This window comes from Bacillus sp. BS3(2021) (genome assembly GCF_021043345.1).
Lineage (GTDB): Bacteria > Bacillota > Bacilli > Bacillales > Bacillaceae > Bacillus > Bacillus paralicheniformis.
This window is the reverse complement of the sequence record NZ_JAJNDM010000007.1, coordinates 134,737-147,682: the sequence shown is the minus strand read 5'-3', so window position 1 is coordinate 147,682 and position 12,946 is coordinate 134,737. Positions and strand designations below refer to the sequence as shown.

The 12,946-nt window shown below is 47.1% G+C and carries 10 protein-coding genes and 1 pseudogene; 10 read left to right on the top strand and 1 reads right to left on the bottom strand.

What is annotated here, in order from left to right:
* Positions 1-73 precede the first annotated feature (73 nt).
* From LQ247_RS16395 to LQ247_RS16385, 3 genes and pseudogenes are all read left to right on the top strand, one after another.
* The gene (locus LQ247_RS16395) at positions 74-1,297 is read left to right on the top strand and encodes a cytochrome P450 (protein ID WP_231006298.1); all 1,224 of its coding nucleotides are present in this window, start codon (positions 74-76) and stop codon (positions 1,295-1,297) included.
* Between the two features lie 778 nt (positions 1,298-2,075).
* Positions 2,076-2,522, top strand: a complete 447-nt coding sequence (locus tag LQ247_RS16390; RefSeq protein ID WP_043928952.1) for a DUF6376 family protein — start codon at positions 2,076-2,078, stop codon at positions 2,520-2,522.
* A 117-nt stretch (positions 2,523-2,639) separates the two neighbouring features.
* A pseudogene (locus LQ247_RS16385) lies at positions 2,640-2,904 on the top strand (transposase); the annotation flags it as partial.
* A gap of 200 nt (positions 2,905-3,104) precedes the next feature.
* Here LQ247_RS16385 and LQ247_RS16380 read toward each other — a convergent pair.
* Entirely contained in the window at positions 3,105-3,335 is a 231-nt protein-coding gene (locus LQ247_RS16380; protein ID WP_231006297.1) for a YgaP family membrane protein, read from the bottom strand.
* 125 nt (positions 3,336-3,460) lie between these two features.
* Here LQ247_RS16380 and LQ247_RS16375 point away from each other — a divergent pair, with 125 nt between their 5' ends.
* The 7 genes from LQ247_RS16375 (at position 3,461) to LQ247_RS16345 (ending at position 12,889) form a co-directional block, all read left to right on the top strand.
* A complete protein-coding gene (locus LQ247_RS16375; RefSeq protein WP_095292965.1) occupies positions 3,461-5,200 on the top strand; it encodes an adenine deaminase C-terminal domain-containing protein in 1,740 nt (579 codons plus the stop codon).
* A 28-nt stretch (positions 5,201-5,228) separates the two neighbouring features.
* Positions 5,229-6,215: a DUF3048 domain-containing protein gene (locus tag LQ247_RS16370; RefSeq protein WP_231006325.1), complete on the top strand. Its 987-nt coding sequence runs from the start codon at positions 5,229-5,231 to the stop codon at positions 6,213-6,215.
* A 2-nt stretch (positions 6,216-6,217) separates the two neighbouring features.
* Entirely contained in the window at positions 6,218-6,529 is a 312-nt protein-coding gene (locus LQ247_RS16365) for a YerC/YecD family TrpR-related protein (protein WP_003179568.1), read from the top strand.
* 150 nt (positions 6,530-6,679) lie between these two features.
* Positions 6,680-7,366: a heptaprenylglyceryl phosphate synthase gene (locus LQ247_RS16360; protein WP_043054152.1), complete on the top strand. Its 687-nt coding sequence runs from the start codon at positions 6,680-6,682 to the stop codon at positions 7,364-7,366.
* 59 nt (positions 7,367-7,425) lie between these two features.
* On the top strand, positions 7,426-9,645 hold the full coding sequence (gene pcrA, locus LQ247_RS16355) for a DNA helicase PcrA (RefSeq protein WP_025810325.1): 2,220 nt from the start codon (positions 7,426-7,428) through the stop codon (positions 9,643-9,645).
* 34 nt (positions 9,646-9,679) lie between these two features.
* Complete coding sequence (gene ligA / locus LQ247_RS16350) at positions 9,680-11,683, top strand: NAD-dependent DNA ligase LigA (protein WP_231006296.1); 2,004 nt, start codon at positions 9,680-9,682, stop codon at positions 11,681-11,683.
* 15 nt (positions 11,684-11,698) lie between these two features.
* Positions 11,699-12,889 carry a CamS family sex pheromone protein gene (locus tag LQ247_RS16345; RefSeq protein WP_023855598.1) on the top strand — a complete coding sequence of 397 codons (1,191 nt, stop codon included), beginning with the start codon at positions 11,699-11,701 and terminating at the stop codon, positions 12,887-12,889.
* Positions 12,890-12,946: the final 57 nt, after the last annotated feature.

The window sequence follows — 12,946 nt, the reverse complement described above, 5'->3', positions numbered from 1 at the left end:
GGGTTCTTTTAATTTTAAACTAACATATTGAACTTCATGAATCAGCTGACAAGAACCGAAGGAGTGAAAGCGAATGAGTCAAACAAAACAGCAGAACCCTATTCAGAAAGCGCTGCTTAACGGAAAGAACAGACAAGACCCGTATGATCCGTTTCCATGGTATGAAAAAATGCGCACCGAATCACCGATTCACTATGATGAAGACAGCAAGGTATGGAGTGTGTTCCGTTATGACGATGTCAAAAGAGTGATCAGCGACAAAGAGTTTTTTTCAAATCAGTTCCATCAGCTTGGAACCGGCAATACGTTTGCGAAAACGTTGATCAGCATGGATCCACCGAAACACACGAGAATCAGATCGATCGTCAACAAGGCTTTTACTCCGCGTGTCATGAAAGAGTGGGAGCCGCGCATTCGCGAACTGACGAATGAACTGCTCGCTCAAATCCGCGGCAGGGAAGAGATCGACCTTGTACAGGATTTTTCATATCCGTTGCCCGTCATCGTCATTTCGGAATTGCTCGGCGTTCCTTCAGTATATAAGCACCATTTCAAAGAATGGTCCGACGTGTTGGTCAGCCTGCCGAAGAGCGATCGGCAAGAAGATGTGAACGAGTGGAAAAACATCAGGGATCAAGGGGAAGAAGAGCTGACCGCGTTTTTTGAAAAGATGATCGAAGAGAAAAGACAAAACCTCGGCAATGACTTGATTTCGCTCTTGATCAAAGCCGAACAAGAAGGGGACAAGCTTTCCCCTGATGAATTGATTCCGTTTTGCAACCTGCTCTTGATGGCGGGGAATGAAACGACGACCAATTTGATTTCAAATGCGGTCTACAGCATTCTCGAAACACCGGGTGCGTATGACGAGCTCGCCAGGCATCCTGAACTGATTCCGCAGGCCGTCGAGGAAGCCGTCCGTTTCCGGGCGCCCGCGCCGATGATCGTGCGCTTCGTTAAACAGGATACCGAGATCAGAGGAGTAAGTTTGAAAAAAGGAGAAGGCGTCGTCGCTTTTCTTGCTTCTGCAAACCGTGATGAAGCGAAATTTGAGAGGGCGCACGAATTTGATATTCACCGTTATCCGAACCCGCATATCGGATTTGGCCACGGCATCCATTTCTGCTTAGGCGCTCCGCTCGCAAGGCTGGAAGCGGCGATCGCTCTTGAGGCGCTCCTCAAGCAGTATTCCTCGATGGAAAAGCTTGCGATCGCGCCGATGGCGGACAGCAGCATGTACGGCTTGAAACAATTCCGTCTGCGGGTGAAATCAGCAGGGGAAACGGCGCCTAACTAATTAAAAAAGCACCCGTGAAAGGTGCTTTTTTGTTATCGATAGAAAAATCGTACAACCAATTTTATTTAGACAGTGATAGAAAAGGAGATAACATATGAGTCATGTAACCTGCAAAAGGTGTAAAAAACAAATATCAAAAGACGAGACATTTTATTACATAGACAAGCCCGTCGGATTATCAGGAATCACCCATGTCAAAAGGTTTCTGGAGAGCAACGGCTTGATTTTATGTGAAGATTGTATAAGAGAGCATTTGCAAAAATGACCTCATTCAATATAAAAAAAGCCCCTATAAAAGATGACGAAATCCTAAAACTTTAAACCGTTTTAGGATTTCGTCAACAATCTGCCACTTTCATTCCCAAGAAGGTGTTTTTTTACGGACAGGGCATTTCTTTCATAAGCCGGCCAGCAGGAATTTGACTGGATAAGCCTTGTGCCTTAAAATGAAAGTAATAAAAATGAATACTCCAAAGGGGAGTAGCTGTCACAGTAAAGTCGTCATTACGGGATGTCCTAGATCCTCGGCTTTGCTGGCAATCTAATTGTTAGCGAGACCTTTGCCAAATCTGATTTGGTGAAGGTCTTTTTGTTTATCCACTTCACCAAATCGGTGGAGTTTTTTCATTTTTATCAAAAGGGAAAGGAGACTGACCGTGTCTAAGCTCGGGAAATGGCTGAAGCGTGAATTGGTGAAGAAAGGTCTGCCTTTGGCGAAAGAAAAATTAATTCCGATTTTGAAAGAAAAAATGAAAAAGAAACGATAAGGAGGCAAACAATGAAAAGAATTCTTATAGTTCTTGCCGGAATGGGCCTTTTAGGTGCAGGCGGATGCGGAATGCTTGATCAGGTGAATGACGGATTGAACTATACAAATGAAGCGGCCGGCTATATCCAAAAAGTGAAGACATTTGCGGAGGAGGCGCCTTCCTTGGCTGAACAGGCTGTAAACGACACGGGTGCAAAAGAAAAGCTGGAAACTCAGCTTGAGTCTATCCAGCAGGCTGCAGCCGATTTTAATGAATTAACCCCTCCCGATGCCGCAGCCGAGATTCATAACACCATCGAGAAGCATAATGAAACACTGCAAAAAAGCGCTGAAGATGTTTTGAAAAGTGTTGAGGAAGGAAAATTAACAGTCGAGAAGCTGGAGCAGTCAGAATTGGTACAAAGCGCTCAGCAGATCAGCGATGTGATGGGCCAGATTGAAAAATTGACCGAATAGAAAAAAGCATCCCGGTTTAGGATGTTTCAGCTTGTCGACAAAGTCATAAAAAGTGGCTTCATCGACAAGCTTTTTTTAAAAAAATGTGAGTGGAATCTAGATTTTGGAGGTTTTACTATGTTGTCCAAGCACTCAAAAGATCAGCGTGAACAGCTTGAAGTCGTTGCCTTAAGCGAACTTGTCCTTGAAGATGATCTGGTCAGGAAGATGGAAGAAGTTCATGGATTTTTCATTTATTTATGAAAAAGTTGCCCCTCTTTATTCTTCAAAAGGACGTCCAAGCATTGATCCCGTTGTATTGATCAAAATGGTTCTGATTCAATACGTGCTTGGGCATCGCTCCATGCGCGAAACCATCGAACGGGTTTTTTGCGGCATGGCCTGCGCTGGACAACCCTGTGGGGAAAGAAAAAATTGTCCATGCAGGCGATGCTTGTTTTCGCTGACATGAATGGACGTAGAAAGGCCCTAATCGCCGGCCTTTTCATCGAAAAAACAGTATAAACCGGACAAAAATAGGTAGAACCTTAGAAATCCGACCTATTTTGTCAACGGTCTGAAATCACCTATAAAAGGTACTTTTTACGATTGTTCGCCAGCTTCTCCCTGCTGCTTCATATAAGTTTTGCAAACATACGTCATGGGACAAAATCGCAAGATGCCGGAAGCGGCCTTCATCGCCCCCATAAACATGCAGAAAAGCGTCATTCTGCACCACGGTTTTCTCGTAAACTTTGCCGCTGCCGCCGACAGGATCGTCAGTCCGCAGGCAATGCGAAAAACGGCGTCAAACAGTCCGATGTTTTGCTTCATGCTTCATTCCTCCTATTTAAATAATTAAATAAAGTGTTTTTTCGAAAAATTGTAACGGATTGGTAATGCGTGACGATAGTAAATGTGTTAACATAGGATCATTACATGTAAAGGAGAGTATGTGAATGTCCGAACGCACCTTAATTTGGAAAAACAAACACATCAGATCGCAAGTTGATGTTGTAAGTTCAAGGCTGCAGCCAACGCTCCTTTTACGAAATGCCTCTGTACTGAACCCGTATGTAAAGCAATGGATTCTGGCAAACGTATGGATTCATCATGACAGAATCGTTTACGTCGGCCGTGACTTGCCGAAGACGGCTGTTAAAACTACAATAGATTGTGAAGGAAAATACATTGTACCCGGGTATATTGAGCCGCATGTCCATCCTTTTCAAATTTATAATCCCCAAACTTTGGCTGAATATGTGTCACAGTTTGGAACGACGACATTCGTAAATGACAACTTGTTTCTGCTTTTGCATTGCGGAAAAAAGAAAGCGTTTTCTATATTGGAAGAACTGAAAAAACAGCCTGTCCACTACTATTGGTGGTCAAGGTATGACTTGCAGACTGAAGTGTTGAATGAAGATCAAATTTTATCGATCGATTACCGAAAACGTTGGGGAGAACACCCGGACGTCATCCAGGGAGGAGAAATGACAGGCTGGCCGCGCCTCTTGGACGGCGATGATCTGCTCCTTCATTGCATGCAGTGCACGAAAAGAAGGAGAAAGCGGATCGAGGGTCATTTTCCGGGGGCATCGGAAAAAACGCTCACGAAGATGAAGCTTTTCGGCGCTGACGCAGATCATGAAGCCATGACTGGAAAGGAAGTGCTGAAGCGGCTTGAACTTGGATACCACGTCGGCTTGAGGCAGTCTTCCATCCGTCCTGATTTGCGAAAGATTTTGCGCGAGCTGCACGAAGACGGCTTTCACCATTATGACCATATGTTTTATACAACGGACGGTGCAACGCCGAACTTTTATAAAGAAGGCATGACAAACAAGCTGATTGAAATTGCCATCGAAGAGGGCGTGCCGCTGATCGATGCCTATAATATGGCTTCGTTTAATATCGCTAAGTATTATCATATGGAGGATATCCTCGGTGTGGTGGCACCGGGCAGATACGCAACGCTCAACATTTTGAATAGCCCTGATGAACCGAATCCGGAGACAGTTTTGGCAAAAGGGCGGCTGATCAAATCAGGCGGCGTAAATATGAATGCGTTTACAGTTCCGGATTGGCAAAAAGGGGGTCTTGTCCCTCTGAACCTTTCATATGATCTAACGATGGATGACTTGCAGTTTTCCATGCCGCTCGGCTTAAAAATGAGGAATTCCGTGATTATGGAGCCTTATACGATTGAGATTGACAACTCTGTCAACCAGCTTTCTTTTGACCATGATGAAAGCTATCTCTCGCTGTTCGACAAATATGGAAAATGGCGTGTCAATACGATGCTGAAAGGCTTTGCAACCCGTGTCCAAGGGTTCGTCAGCTCCTATTCGACAACTGGAGATATTATCGCGGTCGGCAAAAACAAGGAAGACATGCTTTTGGCCTTCAAGCGGATGAAAGAAATCGGGGGAGGTATCGTATTAGCGGAAAACGGAAAAATCCTGCACGAAATTCCTCTTCATTTAAGCGGCGGCGCATCAAATGAGATGTATGAAAAGGTGCTTGAAAGGGAAAAGACGTTAAAAGAGCTTTTGTTTGAAAGAGGCTATACGTTTGACGACCCGATCTACACCCTGCTCTTTTTGCAAAGCACTCATCTGCCTTATATCAGGGTGACGCCGAAAGGGATCTTTGATGTGATGAAAAAAACTGTACTCTTTCCATCGATAATGCGTTAAAATATAAAAGAGCGGGAGCTAATCTATGGTGAATCGATATGTAAGAGTACTGCTTTGTTTTGCTTCTCTTTTACTGCTTGCATCGTGCCAGTCGCAGGAACAGCAGGAAAAGGAAAAGAACATTCATCCGCTGACAGGATTGAAGGCGGACGGAGATATTCGGCAGCGGCCCATTGCCGTTGTGGTGAACAATCATTCAAAAGCACGGCCGCAGTCGGGATTAAGCAAGGCTGACATTGTCATTGAAGCTCTCAGTGAAGGACCGATCACACGATTGTTGGCGATCTATCAAAGCGACATGCCTGAAGCGGTTGGCCCAGTCCGCAGCGCCCGGGAGTATTTCATTGATTTGGCTCTCGGTTTTGACAGCCTCTTGGTGCATCACGGCTGGAGTCCGGGTGCAAAAAGCCGCCTGTTGAACGGCGACGCCGATCATATCAATGGGATGGATTACGACGGCAGCCTGTTTTGGAGGGCTGATTTTCGGGAAGCGCCGCATAATTCGTACACGTCATATAAAAATGTAAAGCAAGCAGCAGATGACAAAGGATATGCCATCGAAACCCGCACAGAACCGCTCACTTTTAAAGCAAGCCCTGACAAACCTTCGGATGCGCTTTATTCTATACGGTTAGATTACGGAACAAAATCCGTTACAAACCGTGTCGAATATGGTTATGATAAAAAGGTTGAAGGCTATGTGAGAAAGTCAGACGGTATTTTGACAACAGACCTTGAAACAGAAGAACCTGTTGTTCTTCAAAACATTCTAATAGCGGAAGCCGAACATCATATGAAAGATGCGTACGGGAGAAGGGATATTGACCTTCGTTCAGGCGGAAAAGGGCTCCTTTTGCAAAACGGGGAAGTCCATCGGATCAGCTGGAAGAACGAAAACGGCCGGATTATACCGAAGACGGACGGCAAGACCGTTCCGTTTGTGCCGGGAAGAACGTGGATCAATATCGTTCCCGATCTCAGCAAGGTTTCTATTAGCAAAGGAGAAGGTGTGTAAAGATGCAGATCGATAAATTGCGCGGGAGAGAGCTGGACCAGCTTTTTCAATCCATACTATCACTAAAAGATCTCGAAGAATGCTATCGTTTTTTCGATGATTTATGCACAATAAATGAAATTCAGTCATTGGCTCAGCGGCTCGAAGTAGCCAGAATGCTGCGCGACGGTAACACGTATCACAAAATTGAGACGGAAACCGGAGCGAGCACCGCGACCATTTCCAGGGTGAAACGCTGCCTGAACTACGGAAATGACGCTTATATCATGGCGCTGGACCGCGTCAAAGCAAATCAATCTGAATCATCTTCATGATGTCATGAAACCGCCTGGCTCAGGGCACTGAGCACCGGCGGTTTTTTTGTGCTTTCTGCACGTTTATCGTTTATTCGTTATCCGTTTTTCGAAAGGGGCTGAATTTGTTATAATATTTAAATGGTAAGAACGAATGGAGGAGCTTTTTTCATGTACGATATTACCGAGTGGAAGCATGTCTTTAAACTCGATCCGAATAAAGATATTACGGATGATCAGCTTGAACAGCTGTGCGAATCTGGAACAGATGCGGTTTTGATCGGCGGAAGCGATCATGTCACAGAAGATGATGTCCTTCGGCTGATGGCAAAAGTGCGCCGCTTTTTAGTGCCGTGCGTCCTGGAAGTGTCGACGATTGACGCGATCGTCCCGGGATTTGATCTCTATTTTATTCCGACTGTGCTCAACAGCAGAGATACCGACTGGATTGCCGGCTTACATAAAAAGGCGATGAAAGAATACGGCGAGCTGATGTCACCTGATGAGATTGTTGTTGAAGGGTACTGTATTTTGAATCAGGACTGCAAGGCTGCCGCTTTAACAAACGCAGATACCGAGCTTGACATTGAGGATATTAAAGCATACGCCCGCGTGGCAGAACATCTTTTCCGCCTTCCGGTCTTTTATCTTGAATACAGCGGCATGCTGGGGGATTCGGAGATCGTTAAGGAAACAAAAGCGGTGCTTCAGGAAACGACGCTGTTTTACGGCGGCGGCATCAAAGATGCGGAGACGGCGGTAAAAATGGCTGAGCACGCCGATGTGATCGTCGTCGGAAACGCGATTTATGAGAATTTCGAAGATGCGCTGCAAACGGTAAAGGCCGTAAAAGGATGAGCACAACGAACCGGATTGGTTTATAATAGAACATATGTTTGAATAGGCGGTGAACGGAATTGAATTACATTAGCGACCAATTATTAAGCGGATTAAACAAGATGCAGCAGGAAGCGGTCAAAACGACGGACGGTCCGCTTTTGATCATGGCCGGAGCAGGAAGCGGAAAGACGCGGGTATTGACGCACCGCATTGCGTATTTAATGGCGGAGAAGCGCGTTGCCCCGTGGAACATTTTGGCGATTACATTTACGAACAAAGCGGCCAGAGAAATGAAAGAACGTGTGGAACGCATTCTCGGACCGGGAGCGGACGACATCTGGATTTCGACGTTCCACAGCATGTGTGTGAGAATTTTACGGAGAGACATCGACAGAATCGGCATCAACCGGAATTTCTCGATTCTTGATACGTCAGATCAGCTTTCCGTCATTAAAGGAATCTTAAAGGAAAGAAACATCGATCCGAAAAAATTCGATCCCAGAAGCATACTCGGATCGATCAGCAGTGCGAAAAACGAATTGATCGACCCGGAAGAGTACGAGAAAACAGCCGGCGGTTTTTTTGAACAAGTCGTCAGCGATGTCTACAAAGATTATCAGAAAAAACTGCGGAAAAACCAGTCGCTCGATTTTGACGATCTGATCATGACGACGATCATCCTGTTTGACCGGGTGCCGGAAGTGCTCGAATACTACCAGCGGAAATTCCAATACATTCATGTCGATGAGTATCAGGATACGAACAGGGCGCAGTATTTGCTCGTCAAAAAAATGGCGCAGCGCTTCGAAAACATCTGCGTCGTCGGGGACTCCGACCAGTCGATCTACAGATGGCGCGGCGCGGACATTGCCAACATTCTGTCGTTTGAAAAAGACTATCCGAATGCAAGCGTCATTCTACTCGAACAAAACTACAGGTCGACAAAGCGGATATTGAACGCGGCCAATGAAGTGATTCAGAACAACTCCAACAGAAAGCCGAAAAACCTCTGGACCGAAAATGACGAAGGAGCGAAAATCTCCTACTTCAGAGGCGACAACGAATTTGGCGAAGGCCAATTTGTCGCGGGCAAAATCAGGGAGCTCGTCGGCTCGGGAAAACGATCTTTCTCTGATATCGCGATTTTGTACCGGACGAACGCTCAATCGCGTGTCATCGAGGAAACGCTGATGAAAGCGAACATCAACTACAACATTGTCGGCGGCACGAAGTTCTATGACAGGAAAGAGATCAAAGACATCCTTGCGTATTTGCGCCTCGTCGCAAATCCTGACGACGATATCAGCTTTGCGCGGATCGTAAACGTGCCGAAGCGCGGCGTTGGTGCGACTTCAGTCGATAAAATTGCGGCTTATGCCGATATGAACGGAATGTCTTTATTTGAAGCGCTCGGACAGGTTGACTTTATCGGCCTCAGCGCAAGAGCGGCGAACGCGCTTGACGAGTTCAGACAGACGATCGAAAACCTGACGAACATGCAGGAATACTTATCTGTCACAGAGCTTACGGAAGAAATCCTTGAAAAAACCGAATACCGCGAAATGCTGAAAGCGGAAAAATCCCTGGAAGCGCAGAGCCGTCTTGAAAATATCGACGAGTTTCTCTCCGTAACGAAAAACTTTGAACAGCAAAGCGAAGATAAATCGCTCGTCGCCTTTTTGACGGATTTGGCCCTTATCGCCGATATCGATCAGCTTGATCAGAAGGAAGAAGAGACCGGAAATCAAGACGCGGTCATCTTGATGACGCTTCATGCCGCAAAAGGACTCGAATTCCCGGTCGTGTTCCTGATGGGGCTTGAAGAAGGGGTATTCCCGCACAGCCGCTCCCTGATGGAGGAAGCGGAGATGGAAGAAGAACGGAGACTCGCATACGTCGGCATCACGAGGGCTGAGGAAGAGCTTTATTTAACTAACGCGCGGATGCGGACATTGTTCGGGAGAACGAATATGAACCCGGAATCAAGGTTCATTGCGGAAATACCGGAAGAATTATTGGACAATCTAAACGAGAAGAAAAAAGATCTGAAAACGCCGTTTGGAAGAAAGCCGGAGCGGAGAGGCCCGGTTACCCGGCCGGCTGCATCGTACAGCAAAACCGGCGGCGACGGTGTCAATTGGGCAGTCGGCGACAAAGCCTCCCATAAAAAGTGGGGCGTCGGAACCGTTGTCAGCGTCAAAGGATCCGGCGAATCGACTGAGCTTGACATCGCCTTCCCGAGCCCGACCGGAGTGAAGCGTCTTCTCGCGGCCTTTGCGCCTATTGAAAAGCAATAAATGGCAAAAGACCTGAAATGAAAGGACGAAACCAATGGAAAAAGAAGCAGCTAAACGCCGTGTGGAACAACTGCATGCATTGATTAACAAATACAACTACGAATATCACACCCTTGACGACCCAAGCGTGCCTGATTCCGAATATGACAAGCTGATGAAGGAACTTATTGCTCTTGAAGAAGAGCACCCCGACCTGAAAACGCCGGACTCTCCTTCTCAGCGCGTCGGCGGAGCCGTTTTGGACGCCTTTCAAAAAGTGCAGCATAAAACGCCGATGCTGAGCCTCGGCAACGCGTTTAATGAAGAAGATCTACGCGACTTTGACCGCCGCGTCCGCCAGGCGGTCGGAGATGTTGAGTACAACGTCGAATTTAAAATAGACGGTCTTGCTGTTTCACTGCGCTATGAAAACGGCGTATTTGTCAGAGGTGCGACAAGAGGCGACGGAACAACGGGCGAGGATATTACGGAAAATTTGAAGACCATCAGAAACATTCCCCTCCGAATGAAGCGCGATCTTTCAATTGAAGTGCGCGGCGAGGCTTTTATGCCGAAGCGCTCCTTTGAATTGCTGAACAAAACGCGGCTCGAACGGGATGAAGAGCCGTTCGCCAACCCGCGGAACGCCGCTGCCGGCTCATTAAGGCAGCTCGATCCGAAAATCGCCGCGAAACGAAATCTCGATATCTTCGTCTACAGTATAGCGGAGCTTGACGAAATGGGCGTTGAAACGCAAAGCCAGGGACTTGATTTCCTCGACGAACTCGGCTTTAAAACCAATCATGAAAGAAAAAAATGCAGCACGATCGAAGAAGTCATTGAGATCGTCGAAGAGCTCAAGACAAAACGCGCCGACCTCCCGTATGAAATCGACGGGATCGTCATTAAAGTCAACTCCCTTGATCAGCAGGAAGAACTCGGCTTTACGGCAAAAAGCCCGCGCTGGGCAATCGCCTACAAGTTTCCTGCCGAAGAGGTTGTCACAACGCTTTTGGACATTGAATTAAGCGTCGGCCGGACGGGTGCAGTAACCCCGACTGCGATTCTCGAACCTGTAAAAGTGGCGGGAACGACCGTCCAAAGAGCTTCTCTCCACAACGAAGATTTGATTAAAGAGAAGGATATCAGACTGCTGGACAAAGTCGTCATTAAAAAAGCAGGAGACATCATTCCCGAGGTTGTCAACGTGCTCGTCGAACAGAGGACGGGAGAAGAGAAAGAATTCAACATGCCGAAGGAATGCCCGGAATGCGGAAGCGAGCTTGTCAGAATTGAAGGAGAAGTCGCGCTTCGCTGCATCAATCCGGAGTGCCCGGCTCAGATCAGGGAAGGCCTGATCCATTTCGTTTCCCGGAACGCGATGAATATAGACGGTCTTGGCGAGCGCGTCATCACCCAGCTGTTCCGCGAAGACCTCGTCCACAATGTCGCCGATCTGTATAAGCTGACGCGCGAGCAGCTGATCAATCTCGAGCGGATGGGGGAAAAATCGACCGACAACTTATTGAAGTCGATTGAAAAATCGAAGGAGAATTCATTGGAACGGCTTCTCTTCGGACTCGGCATCCGCTTCATCGGCGCCAAAGCGGCCAAGACACTGGCGATGCATTTTGAAACGCTTGACAGGCTCAAAAAAGCGACAAAAGAAGAATTGGTCGAAGTCGATGAAATCGGCGAGAAGATGGCGGACGCCCTCGTCACTTATTTTCAAAAAGAAGAGATTTTAAAGCTGTTGGACGAGCTTGAAGAACTCGGGGTGAACACCGAGTATAAGGGCCCGAAAAAAGCGGCCGCTGAAGCGAGCGATTCGTATTTTGCGGGAAAAACGATCGTCCTGACCGGGAAGCTCAACGAAATGTCGCGGAACGACGCGAAAGCGGAAATCGAAGCGCTCGGCGGAAAAATCACAGGCAGTGTAAGCAAAAAAACCGATCTCGTCATTGCCGGCGAAGCGGCAGGCAGCAAATTGGCGAAAGCTGAAGAGCTGAACATCGAAGTATGGGATGAAGCAAGACTGATCAGTGAGCTAAAGAAATAAGAGGAGTGTTTTCTATTGAAAAAGATATTATGTTTGGCGGCTGCTGCGGGTATGCTCATGCTCTCAGCCTGTGCGCCGAATTTTGGGGGAGAAGAAGAGCAGGAGATGGTGCAGAAAACGGATAAGTCGAAAGAAAAAGCCATCATTCCGAAATACAACATCTCCGATTCTTATTATAAAATGGTTCTTCCTTTCAAGGCGGGGAAAGCCCGCGGCTTGACGACCGAACGCCTGAATACGCGGCTGGATATCGATGAATTTGAGACAGGCATGATGCGCCTTGCGCAAGATTCATTTTCTACTGACGATTACCTTTTTCAAGAAGGACAATATCTGGATGAGGATACAGTTACGAGCTGGCTCGCCCGCAAAAAAACGGGAGACGACCTGAAAAAAGCGGAGAAAGACGATAAAAACTTCAAAAACCTCGGACTGAACCCCGCCCTTTCCGGAAGCGGATCAACAGAGAAGCAAAACGAAGAAAGCCCGGTATACCTCGCCCATATGCTTGAGCATGACTACCTCGTCCGCAAAGACAAGGATACGATTGAGCTCGGCGGCGTCGTGATCGGCCTTGCACTGAACTCTGTCTACTACTACCGCGAAAATGTCGGCGACCCGCAAAAAGAAGTGACCATCAGCGACAAAAAGCTGAGGCAGGAAGGCGAAAAAATCGCCGAGGAAGTGGCGAAACGGATCAGAAACATGGATGATTTGAAAAACATTCCGCTGACCATCATGCTCTACAAGCAGGCGCCTAAGTCATCGATCGTCCCTGGAAACTTTATCGCCAAAACCGATGTGAAATCAGGGACAAGCGAGCTCGGCGGCTGGGATAAAATCAATGAAGAGTACACGTTCTTCCCTTCAACAGAAGGTTCAGAGAAACATCCGGATGACGCGGAGCTCTTCAAACGCTTTAAAAACAAAGTCGACACGTATTTTCCAAACTACACAGGGGTTGTCGGCACGGCTCTCTATAAAGACGACCAAATGCAGGACATGAAAATCAACATCCCGATGCAGTTTTACGGCAAAAGCGAAGTCATCGCCTTTACCCAGTTCTTGACCGGTGAAGTGATGGATTACTACGGCAAAAGCGGACTGAACGTTGAGATCAACATTAATTCGTCAGCCGGGCAGGAAGCCGTTATCCTGAAAAAGCCGGGAGACAAGGAACCGACCGTCCATATTTATGATTCATAAAAAAGAAGCAGCCTTCTCGGCTGCTTCTTTTTGTCACGCGGAAAAAGGAATAAGGAG

Bases quoted from the DNA above. Each gene is read 5' to 3' on its own strand.
- LQ247_RS16395 (WP_231006298.1), top strand. From the start codon at position 74: ATGAGTCAAACAAAACAGCAGAACCCTATTCAGAAAGCGCTGCTTAAC.
- LQ247_RS16390 (WP_043928952.1), top strand. From the start codon at position 2,076: ATGAAAAGAATTCTTATAGTTCTTGCCGGAATGGGCCTTTTAGGTGCA.
- LQ247_RS16380 (WP_231006297.1), bottom strand. From the start codon at position 3,335: ATGAAGCAAAACATCGGACTGTTTGACGCCGTTTTTCGCATTGCCTGC.
- LQ247_RS16375 (WP_095292965.1), top strand. From the start codon at position 3,461: ATGTCCGAACGCACCTTAATTTGGAAAAACAAACACATCAGATCGCAA.
- LQ247_RS16365 (WP_003179568.1), top strand. From the start codon at position 6,218: ATGCAGATCGATAAATTGCGCGGGAGAGAGCTGGACCAGCTTTTTCAA.
- LQ247_RS16360 (WP_043054152.1), top strand. From the start codon at position 6,680: ATGTACGATATTACCGAGTGGAAGCATGTCTTTAAACTCGATCCGAAT.
- ligA (WP_231006296.1), top strand. From the start codon at position 9,680: ATGGAAAAAGAAGCAGCTAAACGCCGTGTGGAACAACTGCATGCATTG.